Origin of the sequence: Exiguobacterium sp. SH3S3, from assembly GCF_004337115.1 — a bacterium.
Lineage (GTDB): Bacteria > Bacillota > Bacilli > Exiguobacteriales > Exiguobacteriaceae > Exiguobacterium > Exiguobacterium aurantiacum_A.
In genome coordinates, this window is the sequence record NZ_SJUU01000002.1 from 156,505 (window position 1) to 171,735 (window position 15,231).

Consider the following 15,231-nt stretch of genomic DNA (forward strand, 5'->3'; position numbering starts at 1 on the left):
CTTAATTTGTAAATTTCTTCGTAATCACGGAAATCATTTATGTTTGTGAAATATCAAACATTTTTTTGACGGTTTCCGTTTTTTCACTCCCCGCTTATACAGAATATGTTAGAATGTCTTTGTAAGAAAGCGCTTACTTTAAAGGGTAAAGAAATGCTTGTTTTCGATTAGTGTGTCACATATAATGAAAATGTCATACTAATTAAACGCGGAAGTATGCGGATTTCATCCACATCTATTTAGGGGAAAGGTGGGATTCAGGATGGCGACTACGCTCCTGAAAATCGAAGAATTAATTAAGGGTGCCGATGTATTACGGAACTTAACGGTTCCAGAACTGGTGGAAGAAGCCATTCGTAACGGTGAAGGCGTACTGACGAAAGACGGGGCTTTATCGGTCAGTACAGGGAAATTCACAGGACGGTCACCGAAAGACAAATTCGTCGTCCAAGATGAAGTCAGCAACTCGTTAGTGGACTGGGGGCCGATCAATCAGCCGATCGCAGAAGAAAAGTTCACCGCTCTTCTCGACAAAGTCCTCACCCATCTCGAGACGAAACAGAAGCTGTATTATCTCGAAGCTTCGGCTGGAGCTGACGAGCACTACACGCTACCTGTACGCGCCATCACCGAGTACGCGTGGCACAGCTTGTTCGCGAAGCAGTTGTTCTTGCGAGAGTGGCCGACGAGAGCTGCGTTTGACCCGTTCACGGTCATTTATGCACCGAGCTACAAGGCCGACCCAACAGTTGACGGGACGAACTCAGAAACATTTATCCTCGTCTCGTTCGCCAAACGTACCATTCTGATCGGGGGAACAGAATACGGCGGCGAAATTAAAAAATCGATTTTCTCGGTCATGAACTTCCTATTACCTGAACAGCACGTCTTGTCGATGCATTGCTCGGCCAACGTCTCGGACGCCGGGGAGACGGCGCTCTTCTTCGGACTATCGGGCACGGGAAAGACGACGCTATCGGCCGATATGGAACGGCATCTCATCGGTGACGATGAGCACGGTTGGTCACCAGACGGCATCTTCAACATCGAAGGCGGTTGCTACGCCAAGACGATCAACTTGTCGCGTGAGAACGAACCTCAAATTTATGACGCCATCCGTTTCGGATCGTTGATCGAAAACGTCATCTTGAACGAAGACCGCTCACCCGACTACAAAAACATCTCGCTCACCGAAAATACGCGAGCAGCTTATCCGATTCAATACATCGATAACGCGATGCTCCCTTCACGGGCCGGTCACCCGAACACGATCGTCTTCTTGACGGCCGATGCTTACGGGGTGCTCCCGCCGATCAGCAAGTTGACGAAAGAGCAGGCGATGTATCACTTCCTATCTGGCTACACATCAAAACTAGCCGGGACGGAGCGCGGCGTGACCGAGCCACAAGCAACGTTCTCGACTTGCTTCGGCTCACCGTTCTTGCCGCTCGCCCCGGAACGATACGCCGACATGCTCGGCAAGTTGATCGAACAGCATAACGTCGACGTCTACCTCGTCAACACGGGTTGGACCGGCGGGGCTTACGGTGAAGGGTCGCGTATGAAGCTCAGCTACACACGGACCATGGTGAACGCCGCGATCAACGGTCAATTGCGTGACGTCGACACTGTGAAGCACGACATCTTCAACGTCGACATCCCAGTCCATATCGACGGCGTCCCACAAGACGTGCTCAACCCACGTGACACTTGGAAAGATACGGCTCATTACGATGTCGAAGCGCGAGCGCTCGCCTTGAAGTTCCAACAAAACTTTAAACGATTCACGAAAGCGAGTGAGAAGGTCATCGCGGCCGGCCCAATCGTCTTCTAACTCAAAATGACTAGTACCCCGCTCGGGTACTAGTCATTTTTTCTTGCAATCGCCAACATCCAATCCATCGCTCGGTCCGTCGTCTTCCATTTTTCCCAGAACGGGAGCTGATGGGCGAACGGCAAGATCCAAAGCTCTGCTTGCGAACCGATCTTGTCGGCGAGGGCGGTCGCATGACGAAGCCGGACTTGCTCGTCGTCCGTCCCATGAATGAGTAGCGTCGGCGCCTGCCAGTCTTTGAAGAGCGGAGACCGTTCGACATACGCCTCATGGACCGCCGCCGGGTCTCCCCCGGTCATCCGGCGCAACATCTTCCGCATCGAACGCTGTTCTTCATACGTCCATTCCAAATTCGTCACACCCGCCCACGACGTGACCGACGTGACGGGACGTTTTGATGCGAGCGACAACGCCATCATGCCGCCCCGGGAAAAGCCGAGGGCGTGGATCGTCTCGTGCGTCCGGCTAACGCGGTCATACAGAGACACGACGTCCTCTAAGTCGGCGCCTCCGAAATCCTCTTTTCCGGTTCCCCCGTGGTTCCCGCGATAGACCGGCGCCACGACATGGAACCCTTTCGCCGCGAATTGCATTAGCCGAGGCAACCGGACGTCACCAATCCTCCCGGTGCCGCCTCGTAAATAAAACAGCACCTGGCCGTTCGGGCGTTTTGGCGTGATCGTGTAGGCGACGACTTCTTCCCCGTCACTCGTCTCGTACCAACCTCGATGAACGGGGTATCCCGCATAAGGAGGCAGGACGTCGACTCGATCAAACCAACTTTTTGTCATGGAGTACTTTCATCGTTTCGGGCAACACTTTATCTTTCATCATGAAACTGTAGCGGCCGTTACGGAGCAGGTTCGTCGGTAACGTGTCCAACAAGACGGCCCCGTCGGTCTCATCGACGGCCGGATGATCCTCGAACCGTTCGATTTCCGCAAAATAAATATTTTTGATGACGGTGTCACCACGCCCGAGCACCCGGTACTGCCCTAAATAATGGAGCGTCTTGACGACACCTCCCGTCTCCTCGTACACTTCCCGAATCGCCGCGTCGTCTTCGTGTTCTCCGGGTTCGACTTTCCCTCCCGGAAATTCGAGTCCGCGCTGCTTATGCTTCGTGAGCACCCATTTGTCCGCATAGCGGGCGACGACCCAGACGTGAAGCGGCGTATCCGAAAATGGATAGTGCTCGAAGCTCAACTCGACTTTATTGTGATAGTAGTCCGTGAATGTCAACATAGTCCATCCCTTTCTTTCCCGTGTCTACTCTCACTTTACCTTGTCTCACCCTAGTTTCAAACAAAAAAATAGGCCCGCCGAGGCGGACCTACAATAAATCATTGGTTTAAGCGCTTTTCAAGCTCAGCTTTTTGTTCCTCGTAACCTGGTTTTCCAAGCAACGCGAACATGTTCGCTTTATATGCTTCAACACCTGGCTGGTTGAACGGGTTGACTCCGAGAATGTAGCCGCTCATCGCGCACGCCTTCTCGAAGAAGTAGAACAAGTAGCCGAGATGATATGGCGTCATCTCTGGCAATTCGACGACGAGGTTCGGCACGTTTCCGTCCGTGTGGGCGAGGAGCGTTCCTTCTGCCGCCTTGTCGTTGACGAATTGGATCGTCTCACCGGCAAGGAAGTTCAAGCCGTCGAGGTCTTGTGCGTCTTCAGGGACGTTCAAAGCGTGACGGACGTTCGTGACACGGATGACCGTCTCGAACAAGTCGCGGCGACCTTCTTGGATGTATTGTCCCATCGAGTGGAGGTCAGTCGAGAAGTCAACTGCCGCCGGGAAGATCCCTTTGTTGTCTTTGCCTTCCGACTCGCCGTAAAGCTGTTTCCACCACTCTGATACATAGTGGAGTGCCGGTTCGTAGTTGACGAGAAGTTCGATTGATTTACCTTTCGCATACATGGCGTTACGGACGACCGCGTACTGGTACGCCTCGTTCTCTGAAAGTTCAGGTGAACTGTAGGCATTTTCCGCGTCACGCGCACCTTCCATGAGGGCATCGATATCGATGCCTGCCGCCGCGATTGGAAGCAAACCGACTGGTGTGAGGACAGAGAACCGTCCACCGACATCGTCCGGAATGACGAACGTCTCGTAACCTTCTGCATCAGCGAGCGTCTTCAAAGCGCCACGGGCACGGTCTGTCGTCGCATAAATGCGCTCGCGTGCGCCGTCTTGGCCGTACTTCTCTTCCATGAACTGCTTGAGGACACGGAAAGCAATTGCCGGCTCTGTCGTCGTTCCCGATTTTGAGATGACGTTGACTGAGACTTCTTTGCCTTCGAGTACTTGAAGCAACTCCGTCATGTACGTTGACGAGATGTTGTGGCCCGCGAAGAAGACTTGCGGGGCGTTACGCTCCTCTTTTGACAACACGTTGAAGAATGAATGTTGCAGCATCTCGATGGCTGCACGAGCGCCGAGATACGACCCACCGATTCCGACGACGACGAGGACGTCTGAGTTGTCGCGGATTCGTTCAGCGGCCGCTTTGATACGTGCGAACTCATCCGTATCAAAATTCGTTGGAAGGTCGACCCAGCCTAGAAAATCGCTGCCGGCACCGCTCCGGTCGTGGATGACCGAATGGAGTGCTTTCACCGTTTCTTGCATTTGATCGACTTCGTGTTCCCCGACGAAAGACAGGGCGTTAGAATAATCGAAACGTACTGTTGACATGGCATTTCCTCCTTTAAATCGCTCATCTAAGAGCCATACATGACCCATCATAAACGGAAACGACGGATTCGTTCAATCATTATTGCAAAATAGGCATCAAATCGCCTTATTTGCTCAGCTCGAGAATCGTAGCCACGTCTTCGCGTTCGAGTGTACGGAAACGTCCGAACGCTCCACGTTTCATCGCTGAATCAAGGATCGCCTCGAACGTCGATTCGTCGATCTCATAGTCGCGGAGCGAACTTGGCGCACCAAGTTGGTCGAAGAAGGCACGGACCGCTGTGATCGTGCGTTTCGCCGTCTCGACGTCGGTCGCACCCGGTTCGACGTCGAATACTTCTGTCCCGAGTCGTGCGAACCGTGCCGCGTTGTCTTCTTCAAGGACGTGCTCCATCCAGCGTGGGAAGAGGATGGCGAGGCCGCCGGCGTGCGGGATGTCATGGACAGCCGAAACGGCGTGCTCGATGTTGTGCGACGCCCAGTCGCCAGAAGCGCCCATCTGCAAGACCCCGTTCAAGGCGATCGTGCCTGCGAACAAGATGATGGCACGTAAGTCGACGTTCTCTAAGTCGTCGACGAGCTTCGGTGCCGACTCGACGACCGCTTTCAAGACGCCTTCGGTCATCCGCTCTTGGACCGGAGCGTGGTTCGGGTGGAAGTACTGCTCGAAACAATGGCTCATCATGTCGACGATGCCATAGATCGTTTGGTCTTTCGGCACCGACACAGTATAGCGCGGGTCGAGGATCGAGAACGTCGGATAGACGAGCGGGTGGCCCCAACCATATTTCTCTTGCGTCTCCCAGTTCGTGATGACCGAACCGGAGTTCATCTCAGAACCTGTCGCCGCGAGCGTGAGCACCGTCCCGAACGGTACCGCTTCAGTCGGGATATGGTCACGGAGGACGATGTCCCATGCGTCGCCGTCATACGGGATCGCTGCCGAGATCAATTTCGTGCAATCGATGACTGAACCGCCGCCGACCGCGAGCAAGGCGTCGATGCCTTCTTCGCGCGCTTTCGTGACCGCACGTCTCACCGTTTCAATCCGCGGGTTCGGTTCGACACCTGAGAAGTCGACGAACTCGATGTCCGCTTTGTTTAATTCAGCAACGACTTCCTCATACGTCCCGTTCTTCTTGATGCTCCCGCCTCCATAGACGAGCATCACTTTCTTCGCGTCAAGCGCTTTGAGCTCCCCTGTGAGCTTCTCGATCTGATGCGTCCCGAAGATCAATTTCGTTGGGTTTTTGTATTCAAAGTTGTGCATAAGTCATCCTCCTTCAAAAATATGTAACACCTACACTATATACCCTGTTTTTCTGGATTGAAAAGTGATTAGCCCTGACTGTATATGCGGTCGATGATTTGATGAAGCAGGACCGCCTGTTCGGCCTGCTCGTATGACGGCTCATGCCGACACGCCTCAAGGAAGGAGCGAATCTGTGTCGCGTACGGGTCTTGTAACGTCAAATGAGCCGGCGTCTTGTCAAACAGAGCGCCATGTTCTTCCGTGTGGATCGTGAGCGGGAACAACGATGCCCCGCCGATTGTCCCTCTCAGTTCCACGTTCATCGTATCCTTCGGCCCGATGTTCGCCATGAAGCTCGCATCTAAAAAGAGAGAGGCCCCGTTCTCGAACGTGATCATCGCCCGGGCCGTGTCTTCAACCGAGAAGTTGTCGGCGTCCCAGTCCCCCATCAGCCCGACACCCGGACGCGTCCCAAGATACTGTCCGACATGACCGATCACGTCGACCGGTTTCGGATAATCCATCAAATAGAGGGCGAGGTCGAGCATATGGACGCCGATATCAAGCAGCGCCCCGCCTCCTTGGAGCTCCTTGTCCGTGAACACGCCCCAACCTGGGATGCCACGGCGCCTTAGGGCGAGCGCGGTCGCCGCATAGATGTGACCGAGTTCATTTGAGTCAATCAAGCGTTTCAGCAGTTGCGTGTCCGTCCGATGCCGGAAATGGAAGCCGTAGTGGAGCGTCCGGCCGGCCCGTTTGGCCGCTTGTAACATCTCGTCCGCCTCACGCTCCGAAATGGCCGGCGGTTTCTCGCAAAGGACGTGACAACCGGCATCGAGCGCCTGGATGACATGGTCTTTATGCAGGGCGTTCGGTGTGCAGACGCTGACCGCATCAAGTTGCTCGCTATCGAGCATGTCTGCTACCGTGTCATAAACCCGTTCAACCCCGAACTGACGGGCAACCGCCTCCCCGCGCTCCCGTGTCCGGTTCATGACCGCGACGACGTCCGCCCCGGCCGCGATGTAATGCGGGATGTGTGCGTTTGTGGCGATGCCCCCTGTCCCGATGATTCCAATCTTCATGTAGACCACTCCTTTCTCTAATTCTCTTTCGGGAACGTCTATTCAATTTCCTGTACAAAAAAAAGGCGACCTATTTGGAATAGGCCGCCTTTCATCACTTACTTTTTGAAGTTCGTGTTTTTGATCCAGTCTTCGAGCTTGTCCTTGAGGACTGTGAAGCCTGGCGCTTCTTCTTGCTTGAAGTTTGAAGCTTCGTTGCGGCGTGGTGCGCCACGACGAGCTGGCTTAGCCGACTTCTCGCGTTTTGGTGCTTCTTGTGTCGCTTTCATTGAAAGCTTGATTTTCTTAGATGCTTCATCAACATCAAGAATTTTCACTTCAACTTCTTGGCCGACTTGAACGTACTCGTTCACGTCTTTCACGTAGTCATGTGAGATTTCAGAGATGTGGACAAGACCTTGTGTCTCGTCGTCGAGTGCGACGAACGCACCGAAAGGTTGAATTCCTGTTACTTTACCTTTTAAAACTTGATCTTTTTCGTATTTTGCCATTACAAACACTCCTATGCTAAATTCATCAACTTACTATAACATACTTTTTTCGATAAAGTGTAGAAAATAGTAAAAAAGATTATTTAGGATTATTTTGACGTTTCAAAGTCGCACCTCAGGGTAAATACAAATCAAGCAAGACTTCAAGTATTCCCCCCTGATTCCGCTAGGCTAACGCCTAGCCCTTTTTTTGTTTTAAGATGTCGCAAACGTCCGCTGCTAGCCGATGTCATAGACATCCCCACTAGCCATCTCGTCCAAACTCATCGCGAATCGACCGACCGATATCCCCAAGTCCGTCGCGGTCGGTTCGTACGAATGTTCAAGGTTCGGGTGCCTCACTCATTTACCTTCTAATCCGCCCTCAATCTCGACCCCATAATCTATATTCACACGCCACTTTCGTTTATCTTCCCATTTTATGTTACATCGTTCAACCCATTTTAGAATAATCGGTCGATATTCGGTCGTGGCGAGGCGCGATCACCGTTAACCTTATCGTCAAAACGTCAACAGACCCTCATCGCTGAGAGTCTGTCGTTGATGTTGCCAGTTCAAACTGTTTCATGAACCGATCGATACGGCGGATCGCTTCTTGAAGCTGCTCGATCGACGTCGCATAACTCGCACGGACAAAGCCTTCCCCGCTCGCTCCGAACGCATTGCCCGGAACGACCGCCACTCGCTCTTCAAGCAGCAACCGTTCGGCGAACTCTTCGCTCGAAAGCCCGGTATGGCGGATGGATGGGAATGCATAGAACGCACCACCCGGGACGTGGGTCGGGAGACCTGCGTCGTTTAACGCCTGGATAAAATAGTTACGACGCTGGCGATAACTCTTCACCATCTTCGGGACGTGTTGGTCACGGCTGCGCAACGCCTCTAGCCCTCCAAATTGGACGAGCGTCGGCGCACACATCATGCCGTACTGATGCACTTTAAGCATTTCCCGGGTCACGACTTCCGGTGCACACGTGAAGCCGAGGCGCCATCCGGTCATCGCGAACGCTTTTGAGAAACCGTTGATGACGATCGTCCGCTCGCGCATGTCGTGGAGCGTCGCAAAGCTCGTGAACGGGGCATCGTAAGACAGCTCTGCGTAGATCTCATCGCTCACAACCCACAAATCATGTTTCGTAGCGAGTTCCGCGATTTCGGCAAGTTCGTCGCCCGTCATCGTCGCGCCGGTCGGGTTCGACGGGAAGCAGAGCAAAATCGCTTTTGTCCGTTCCGTGATCGCTGCTGCGACGTCGTCCCGATTCAAGCGGAACCCGGATTCCGGACGACAAGCGACCGGGACGACGGTCCCACCGGCTAATTCAATGAGCGGCCCGTAGGAGACGAAAGCTGGCTCGACGACGAGAACCTCGTCACCTGGGTTCAATAAAGCACGGAAGGCGATATCGAGCGCCTGAGACGCCCCTGTCGTGACGATCAGTTCGGTCGCCGGGTCATACGTGACGTCAAAACGGTCGGTCATGTAACGAGCAATCGCTTCACGCAGCTCGAGTAGGCCCGCGTTGGCACTATAAGCCGTATAGCCTTGCTCGAGTGCCGCGTAGCTCGCTTCGCGGACGTTCCATGGCGTGATGAAGTCCGGCTCTCCCACCCCAAGAGAGACGACATTTTCCATCGTCTGTGCCAAATCGAAGAAACGGCGAATGCCAGACGGCTTCATCGAGACGACTTGATTCGATAGCGACTTCATGGCGTGATGTTCAACCGTTTGTCTTCGACTTGCGGGGTGAACAAAATACCGTCATGCTTGTACGTCTTCAACTTGAAGTGGGTCGTCGTCGACACGACCGAGTCAAGCGGTGACAGTTTATCCGAGACGAACGACGCCACGTCTTGGAGCGAACTCGCCCGGATGACGACTTGCAGGTCGTACGCGCCCGACATCAAATAGAGAGCCGTCACTTCCGGGAAGCGGTAAATCCGCTCGGCTACCTCGTCAAACCCGCGACCTCGCTTCGGTGTGACTTTGACGTCGATGAACGCCGTGACATCGTGACGGTTGATCTTCTGCCAGTTGATCATCGCCCGGAAACCGAGCAAGATGCCGTCCGCTTTGAACTTCTCGAGCATCGTTTCGACGGTCGCCTCATCGGTCGCGAGCAAGTCCGCGAGCAACTTCGTCTCGAGGTATCCTTTTTCTTCAAGCAATTCCAAAAGTTCTAACTCTTTTGTTGTGTACATATTAGTTGTCTCCTTCCGTTCTACCGGGAAACGTCCCTGCGAACGACCTTTCTGTCTGTCTCACGTAGTCCCGCCGTTCGGACTGGACGATGTGAAAATTCTTCATCTCCATATTCACCAAGCCGTGTTTTTGACAAAACCGCTCAAAGTACCGTCGACGCGTCTCATCTTGTTTCGCCGATAAGTTGTCGGTTCCGTTAAAAGCGTAGAGCACCGTCGCCCGGGCTGGATGAACGACCGTCCCGTGCTCGATCACACGTAAAATAAAGTCCCAGTCCCAATAGTTATAAACCGTCTCATCGAACATGCCGATGACGTCGTGAAGCCGCTTGCGGTAGAGCGTGCCGGACGGGATGAACGTCGAGTCTTGCCGAATCCGGTCCAAGTCGAGCTCGTAGGCGAACGCCTCCCACTCCGTGACGACCCGCCGCCCGTCTTGCCATGTGAACCGAAACAGTTCCGCATCGGTGAAAACGAGGTCTGCCGTCGTCAAATCATCGAGTGCTCGTTCGATATGGGTCGGCATGAGTAAATCATCGTCATCTAATAAAAGAATGTATTCGCCTCTCGCCTCCATCACGCCTCGGTTTCGCGCTTTGACGTGATGATTTTCTTCAAGTTCGATCAACCGAACCGACAATCGATTCAAAAAAGGCGCCAAAAGATGTTGCTTTGGCGGCCCATCATTATTTACTACAAGCACTTCGAACTGTTGAAACGTCTGTACCGTCAAACTCTCGAGTAGTTCCGTCAGTTCCGCCTCGCGTGCGTAGGCCGGAATGACGATCGAAACGAGCGGGTTCATCCGCGGTAAGCAGTTTCGACGTGCGGTAAGATCGCTTCCCAGCTGACGCCGTTCTCTTTTGATACTGTGACAAAATCGCCGTAAGCGAAGACGCTCTCGACACCTTCGATCGTGACGAGTTTCGCGAGAAGCGGTTGCTCTGTTGATTCGCCGGCTTTCACGCTTTGGCTCTTAGCTCCGAAGACGTTTTCAGGAAGCGTGATTTTCATTGCATTTGGATTAGGTGTTGGATCGATTCGTAACATGTTGGTTCCCCCTTATAATTGACAAGCTTCTGAAGATGTAAGTAATTGTCTGGCCATGGCGCGCGTGTCGTCCTCAGACGGGCACTCTCCAAACGAATCCGTTAGAATGCGACGGATCCTTTCATTCAACTCCGCTTCCGAGTCGATCTGCACGAGCGCCACTGTGATGTCATCGAACTCTGGCCCGTAAGACCCAAGCCCGTAACCGAGCGGGTCCCATGCTAATAATAAATCTTCTGAACGCATTTTTAAAACCCTTCTTTTTAGCCTTGATAGTATATCGTACTTCCTCAATCTACCGCACTTTTGACGATGGCGCTAGCCTTACCTCGGATTTCCCGCTTTTTCAAATCGAGACAACACTATATCTAGTATTGGTTCCTGGTCATAACTTTTTTACTGATTCATGAAATCAAAGACGTTCTCCTCTCTTTTCGTATTGACAAACCAGATTGAACGCTTACAAAAAAAGTGGACAGCTTTGACCTCGGGAGTTGGTAAATCTTTTTTTCGTCTCATATCACGTCTCAAAACGGTTGAGAGAGCCGTTTTAGAGTAAAAGTAATTCGCATCGTCACAGTTTTATAAATTTCAATGATTGCAAAACTAAATATGGGTGATTTATGATTAAAAAGAGAATAAAACGTCAATATATAGTTAACGGATATTTATCACGTTCTATCCCCATTGACGTTGAATCGGACAAGTTCCGCTATACCTTTATAATTTCTACACCCGAAGAAGGAGTGATCGTTTTGACATCCCCTATCCACCACGAGACGATGTTGCCGGCAACACCAACCCTTGCCGACGTAGCGACATTGATCCAATCCTTAACACAACGTTACCCGCAGCTCAGCGTCGCACGCTACGAGGAACGTTTGATTCGAGCACTCGATTCAAAATCACTGACACAAGATGTAGTATATGACTTGATGACGATGCACGCCCTCGATATGTTGAAGGCTGAAGAGCCGGACTGGACGTTCGTCGCGACCGAGATGTACTTAAACCGTCTCTACCTTGAAGCAGCACGCAACCGCGGGTATGACGCTTCGATGCGTTACGGCTCACTCTATTCGATGATCAAGACGCTGACGAACAAAGGCATCTTCACGTCGGCGTTAATTGACACATACTCTAAAGAAGATATCGCTTATTTAGAGACGTTGATCGACCCGTCACGCGATCGTCTCTTCACTTACATCGGCCTACGGACGTTGGCGGACCGTTACCTCGGACGCGATCACGTCAAAAACTTATATGAGCTCCCACAAGAGCGGTTTATGGTCATCGCCATGACGCTCATGCAAAACGAGGCCGCGTCTAAGCGGGTCCAACTTGCCGAAGAAGCCTACTGGGCGCTATCGAACCTGTACATGACCGTCGCCACGCCGACGCTCTCGAACGCTGGTAAATCGTACGGGCAGCTTAGCTCTTGCTTCATCGATACGGTCGACGATTCACTCCGCGGTATTTACGACTCGAACACGGACGTGGCCACACTTTCAAAAGGCGGCGGTGGCATCGGGGTGTACCTCGGCAAAATCCGTTCACGCGGAAGTGACATTAAAGGATTCAAAGGTGTCTCGAGCGGCGCGTTGCCTTGGATGAAGCAGTTGAACAACACGGCCGTCTCGGTCGACCAGCTCGGCATGCGTCAAGGCTCGATCGCCGTCTACTTGGACATCTGGCACAAGGATATCTTTGAATTCCTCGATGCCAAGTTGAACAACGGCGATGAGCGCCTCCGCACTCATGACTTGTTCACCGGCGTCTGTTTACCGGACTTGTTCATGCGTACCGTCGAAGCCCGTGGCGATTGGCATTTGTTCGACCCGCATGAGATCCGCACGGTCATGGGCTTCAGCCTTGAAGACTTCTACGACGAGACGGACAACGGCGGTTCGTTCACCGAGAAATATACGGCTTGTGTCAACAATCCCGAGCTCACACGCGTGACCGTGCCGGCCATCGACCTCGTCAAACGTTACATGCGCTCACAGCTCGAGACGGGCACACCGTATATGTTCTTCCGGGATGCGGTCAACCGCGCCAACCCGAACAAACATGCGGGTATGATTTACAGCTCGAACCTCTGTTCAGAAATCGCTCAGAACATGTCGGCGACGACAATCGATGAAGAGTACACAGCAGACGGGAAAATCGTTATCACGAAGACGCCGGGCGACTTTGTCGTCTGTAACTTGAGCTCGATCGCGCTCGCACGCGCCGTCAAATCCGACGTGCTCGAGCGCCTCATCCCGATTCAAATGCGAATGCTCGATAACGTCATCGACCTGAACACGATCGAAGTGCCACAAGCGATGATCACGAACCAAAAATATCGTTCCGTCGGTCTCGGCACGTTCGGGTGGCACCATTTGCTCGCCCTCGAAGGCATCCGCTGGGAATCGGTCGACGCCGTCCAGTACGCTGAGAAACTTTACGAAAAAATCGCCTATCTCACGATTCACGCTTCGATGGAACTCGCGAAAGAAAAAGGCGCGTTCGGCGTGTTCGAAGGTTCGGAATGGCACACGGGCGAATACTTCAGTCGCCGCAACTACCGGTCGCACGACGAGCTCGACTGGGACGGCCTCGCGGCCGAGGTTCACCAAAACGGTGTCCGCAACGCCTACATGATGGCCGTCGCACCGAACTCGTCGACAGCGATCATCGCCGGTAGCACCGCTTCGATCGACCCGATTTATAAGAAAGTATATTCGGAAGAGAAGAAAAATTATAAGATCCCAGTGACCGTCCCTGACCTCAACTCGGAGACGAACTGGTTCTACAAATCAGCGTTTGAAGTCGACCAACTTTGGAGCATCCGTCAAAACGCGGCCCGCCAACGCCACATCGACCAAGCGATCAGTTTCAACTTATACGTCAAGAACGACGTGAAGGCGACTGAAATGCTGGCGATGCACCTCGAGGCATGGTCGCTCGGTATGAAATCGATCTATTACACGCGTTCAACGACCGTCGAAGTCGATGAATGCGAATCGTGTTCGTCGTAACATCTGTTTAACGAAAGGTGGGACCTAACCATGAACGTCGCAATCGTCTATAGTTCAATGAGCGGGAATACAGAAGAGGTCGCCGAGTTGATTCAGGCGACCCACGTCAATCGGGGCGACCGTGCCGTCTTGTACGAAGCGGACCGCATCGGCCATCGCGAGGCCCAAGCGCTCGCCACGTACGACCTCGTCTATTTCGGGTCGTACACGTGGGCCGATGGCGTCTTGCCAGACGAGATGAAAGATACGTTCCGGCTTCTCTTGAAAGAGCAGTCGGTACCGATTCGTCAAGCCGCCGTCTTCGGGACGGGTGACAAGATGTTCGTTCATTTCTGCCGCGCTGTCGACGAGATGGCATACCACCTTTCGAAGTTTGGAATCCCCCTTGCCGGTGAACTGTTGAAAATCGAACAGTCGCCGCGCAACCAACCGTACAACGTCCGTGCTTGGACCGAACGATTGGCACGAAACGCCGAAGAAGGAGTACACGTCTATGACTATTCAAAAAATCAAACTACTGTCGCCCAAACATCCTAATCGGGCGACAGCCATTATCGGTGGCGAGACGAGTTCGATCGTCAACTGGAACGATATCGCCTATCCACAATTTTATACAATTTATAAACAGTTGCTGTCTAACTTTTGGATCCCAGATGAGATCTCGATGTCAAAAGACATGCAACAATGGCCGCAACTGACCGAGCGTGAACAAGACGCGTTCAAGCGCATCATCGGCTTGTTGTCGATTCTCGACTCGGTGCAGACGCGCTACATTCTCGAGTCGGCGATGTTCTCTTCCGACTCGTCGGTCCACTCGGTGCTCGCCATCATCGCCCAGCAAGAAGTCGTCCATAATCAATCGTACAGCTACGTGTTGTCGAGTCTCGTTCCGCTCAGCGAGCAGAACCGCATCTTCGATATCGCCAAAGATGACGAGATGGTCATGAAACGTAATCAGTTCATCTTAGACTTGTATGAAGACTTCCGGGCCGTGCCGAACGCGGAGAACTTCGCGAAGTCTCTCGTCGCCTCGGTCATCCTTGAAGGCATCAACTTCTATTCCGGATTCGCCTACTTCTATAACCTCGCCCGTCATCAGAAGATGGTCGGGACGTCGACGATGATCAGCTATATCCAACGGGACGAGATGCAACATTCGCATTTCGTCAGCCAGCTGCTTCGCGCCGTCTTGACCGAGAACCCGGAAATCGACGCCGACGGAAGCTTCAGCCAGTTCGTCTACGACACGATGGGACAAGCGGTCGACCTCGAGATCGAGTGGTGCGAATACGTACTCCGTGACCTCGATGGCCTCGACGTCAGCGAGATGCGTGATTACATCAAATATCTTGCCAACAAACGCCTGCGCGTCATCGGGTTGAACGATTTGTATGAAGGCTTCAACGAGGACGTCATGCCGTGGATCCGTGCCTATTCGGACGACTCGCTCAACGCGACGAAATCCGATTTCTTCGAACAAAAATCACGCTCATACGCGAAAGTGACCGACGCCAACGGTTTCGACGACTTATAAGCCAAGCCCTCGCCCATTCGGCCGAGGGCTTGCTTATTACATAAAAGGAAGGCCCCGGCTCAAAATG

Annotated in this window: 16 protein-coding genes; 4 read left to right on the top strand and 12 right to left on the bottom strand. The window is 52.9% G+C overall.

The features are described from left to right. The first annotated feature begins 262 nt into the window (after positions 1 to 262). A complete protein-coding gene (gene pckA / locus EVJ28_RS02535; RefSeq protein ID WP_131455979.1) occupies positions 263 to 1,834 on the top strand; it encodes a phosphoenolpyruvate carboxykinase (ATP) in 1,572 nt (523 codons plus the stop codon). A gap of 29 nt (positions 1,835 to 1,863) precedes the next feature. Here the strand turns inward: pckA and EVJ28_RS02540 are convergent, their stop codons facing one another. The 12 genes from EVJ28_RS02540 to EVJ28_RS02590 all read right to left on the bottom strand — a co-directional run bounded on the left by EVJ28_RS02540 (position 1,864) and on the right by EVJ28_RS02590 (position 10,853). Continuing rightward, positions 1,864 to 2,625 (bottom strand): alpha/beta hydrolase family protein, encoded by a 762-nt coding sequence (locus EVJ28_RS02540; RefSeq protein WP_131468312.1) that lies wholly within the window; start codon positions 2,623 to 2,625, stop codon positions 1,864 to 1,866. Further along, positions 2,606 to 3,079, bottom strand: a complete 474-nt coding sequence (gene ytkD, locus EVJ28_RS02545) for an RNA deprotection pyrophosphohydrolase (RefSeq protein WP_070328784.1) — start codon at positions 3,077 to 3,079, stop codon at positions 2,606 to 2,608. Before ytkD ends, EVJ28_RS02540 begins: the two co-directional genes overlap by 20 nt. Positions 3,080 to 3,177: 98 nt before the next feature. Further along, entirely contained in the window at positions 3,178 to 4,530 is a 1,353-nt protein-coding gene (locus EVJ28_RS02550) for a glucose-6-phosphate isomerase (protein ID WP_071397875.1), read from the bottom strand. A gap of 106 nt (positions 4,531 to 4,636) precedes the next feature. Beyond that, a complete protein-coding gene (locus tag EVJ28_RS02555; protein ID WP_131468310.1) occupies positions 4,637 to 5,800 on the bottom strand; it encodes an iron-containing alcohol dehydrogenase in 1,164 nt (387 codons plus the stop codon). A gap of 68 nt (positions 5,801 to 5,868) precedes the next feature. Next, positions 5,869 to 6,867, bottom strand: a complete 999-nt coding sequence (locus tag EVJ28_RS02560; protein WP_201738326.1) for a Gfo/Idh/MocA family protein — start codon at positions 6,865 to 6,867, stop codon at positions 5,869 to 5,871. A 98-nt stretch (positions 6,868 to 6,965) separates the two neighbouring features. Further along, positions 6,966 to 7,358 (bottom strand): S1 domain-containing post-transcriptional regulator GSP13, encoded by a 393-nt coding sequence (gene yugI / locus EVJ28_RS02565; RefSeq protein WP_016509788.1) that lies wholly within the window; start codon positions 7,356 to 7,358, stop codon positions 6,966 to 6,968. Positions 7,359 to 7,577: 219 nt separating this feature from the next. Beyond that, the gene (locus EVJ28_RS14315) at positions 7,578 to 7,700 is read right to left on the bottom strand and encodes a hypothetical protein (protein ID WP_255417545.1); all 123 of its coding nucleotides are present in this window, start codon (positions 7,698 to 7,700) and stop codon (positions 7,578 to 7,580) included. 178 nt (positions 7,701 to 7,878) lie between these two features. Then, the gene (locus tag EVJ28_RS02570) at positions 7,879 to 9,066 is read right to left on the bottom strand and encodes an aminotransferase (protein ID WP_131455970.1); all 1,188 of its coding nucleotides are present in this window, start codon (positions 9,064 to 9,066) and stop codon (positions 7,879 to 7,881) included. After that, on the bottom strand, positions 9,063 to 9,557 hold the full coding sequence (locus EVJ28_RS02575; protein ID WP_131455968.1) for an Lrp/AsnC family transcriptional regulator: 495 nt from the start codon (positions 9,555 to 9,557) through the stop codon (positions 9,063 to 9,065). Before EVJ28_RS02575 ends, EVJ28_RS02570 begins: the two co-directional genes overlap by 4 nt. A 1-nt stretch (position 9,558) precedes the next feature. Beyond that, a complete protein-coding gene (locus tag EVJ28_RS02580) occupies positions 9,559 to 10,362 on the bottom strand; it encodes a glycosyltransferase family 2 protein (RefSeq protein ID WP_131455966.1) in 804 nt (267 codons plus the stop codon). Continuing rightward, positions 10,359 to 10,607 carry a NifU N-terminal domain-containing protein gene (locus tag EVJ28_RS02585; RefSeq protein WP_070328777.1) on the bottom strand — a complete coding sequence of 83 codons (249 nt, stop codon included), beginning with the start codon at positions 10,605 to 10,607 and terminating at the stop codon, positions 10,359 to 10,361. Before EVJ28_RS02585 ends, EVJ28_RS02580 begins: the two co-directional genes overlap by 4 nt. Positions 10,608 to 10,619: 12 nt before the next feature. Continuing rightward, a complete protein-coding gene (locus tag EVJ28_RS02590; protein WP_131469763.1) occupies positions 10,620 to 10,853 on the bottom strand; it encodes a DUF1871 family protein in 234 nt (77 codons plus the stop codon). A 509-nt stretch (positions 10,854 to 11,362) separates the two neighbouring features. Between EVJ28_RS02590 and EVJ28_RS02595 the strand changes: the two genes are divergently transcribed. The 3 genes from EVJ28_RS02595 to EVJ28_RS02605 are packed head-to-tail and all read left to right on the top strand — an operon-like array spanning position 11,363 to position 15,164. Continuing rightward, a complete protein-coding gene (locus EVJ28_RS02595) occupies positions 11,363 to 13,630 on the top strand; it encodes a ribonucleoside-diphosphate reductase subunit alpha (RefSeq protein ID WP_255417546.1) in 2,268 nt (755 codons plus the stop codon). Positions 13,631 to 13,660: 30 nt separating this feature from the next. Next, entirely contained in the window at positions 13,661 to 14,167 is a 507-nt protein-coding gene (locus tag EVJ28_RS02600) for a flavodoxin domain-containing protein (protein WP_131487930.1), read from the top strand. Continuing rightward, the gene (locus EVJ28_RS02605) at positions 14,124 to 15,164 is read left to right on the top strand and encodes a ribonucleotide-diphosphate reductase subunit beta (protein WP_070328775.1); all 1,041 of its coding nucleotides are present in this window, start codon (positions 14,124 to 14,126) and stop codon (positions 15,162 to 15,164) included. The genes EVJ28_RS02600 and EVJ28_RS02605 overlap by 44 nt, the downstream gene beginning before the upstream one ends. The last annotated feature ends 67 nt before the right edge of the window (positions 15,165 to 15,231 follow it).

What these genes read in the sequence shown, in the direction of transcription:
- EVJ28_RS02585 (WP_070328777.1), bottom strand. Translation starts at nt 10,607, where the DNA reads ATGTTACGAATCGATCCAACACCTAATCCAAATGCAATGAAAATCACG.
- yugI (WP_016509788.1), bottom strand. Translation starts at nt 7,358, where the DNA reads ATGGCAAAATACGAAAAAGATCAAGTTTTAAAAGGTAAAGTAACAGGA.
- ytkD (WP_070328784.1), bottom strand. Translation starts at nt 3,079, where the DNA reads ATGTTGACATTCACGGACTACTATCACAATAAAGTCGAGTTGAGCTTC.
- EVJ28_RS02575 (WP_131455968.1), bottom strand. Translation starts at nt 9,557, where the DNA reads ATGTACACAACAAAAGAGTTAGAACTTTTGGAATTGCTTGAAGAAAAA.
- EVJ28_RS02550 (WP_071397875.1), bottom strand. Translation starts at nt 4,530, where the DNA reads ATGTCAACAGTACGTTTCGATTATTCTAACGCCCTGTCTTTCGTCGGG.
- EVJ28_RS02555 (WP_131468310.1), bottom strand. Translation starts at nt 5,800, where the DNA reads ATGCACAACTTTGAATACAAAAACCCAACGAAATTGATCTTCGGGACG.
- pckA (WP_131455979.1), top strand. Translation starts at nt 263, where the DNA reads ATGGCGACTACGCTCCTGAAAATCGAAGAATTAATTAAGGGTGCCGAT.
- EVJ28_RS02605 (WP_070328775.1), top strand. Translation starts at nt 14,124, where the DNA reads ATGACTATTCAAAAAATCAAACTACTGTCGCCCAAACATCCTAATCGG.
- EVJ28_RS02600 (WP_131487930.1), top strand. Translation starts at nt 13,661, where the DNA reads ATGAACGTCGCAATCGTCTATAGTTCAATGAGCGGGAATACAGAAGAG.
- EVJ28_RS02580 (WP_131455966.1), bottom strand. Translation starts at nt 10,362, where the DNA reads ATGAACCCGCTCGTTTCGATCGTCATTCCGGCCTACGCACGCGAGGCG.
- EVJ28_RS02540 (WP_131468312.1), bottom strand. Translation starts at nt 2,625, where the DNA reads ATGACAAAAAGTTGGTTTGATCGAGTCGACGTCCTGCCTCCTTATGCG.
- EVJ28_RS02590 (WP_131469763.1), bottom strand. Translation starts at nt 10,853, where the DNA reads ATGCGTTCAGAAGATTTATTATTAGCATGGGACCCGCTCGGTTACGGG.
- EVJ28_RS02570 (WP_131455970.1), bottom strand. Translation starts at nt 9,066, where the DNA reads ATGAAGTCGCTATCGAATCAAGTCGTCTCGATGAAGCCGTCTGGCATT.
- EVJ28_RS02560 (WP_201738326.1), bottom strand. Translation starts at nt 6,867, where the DNA reads ATGAAGATTGGAATCATCGGGACAGGGGGCATCGCCACAAACGCACAC.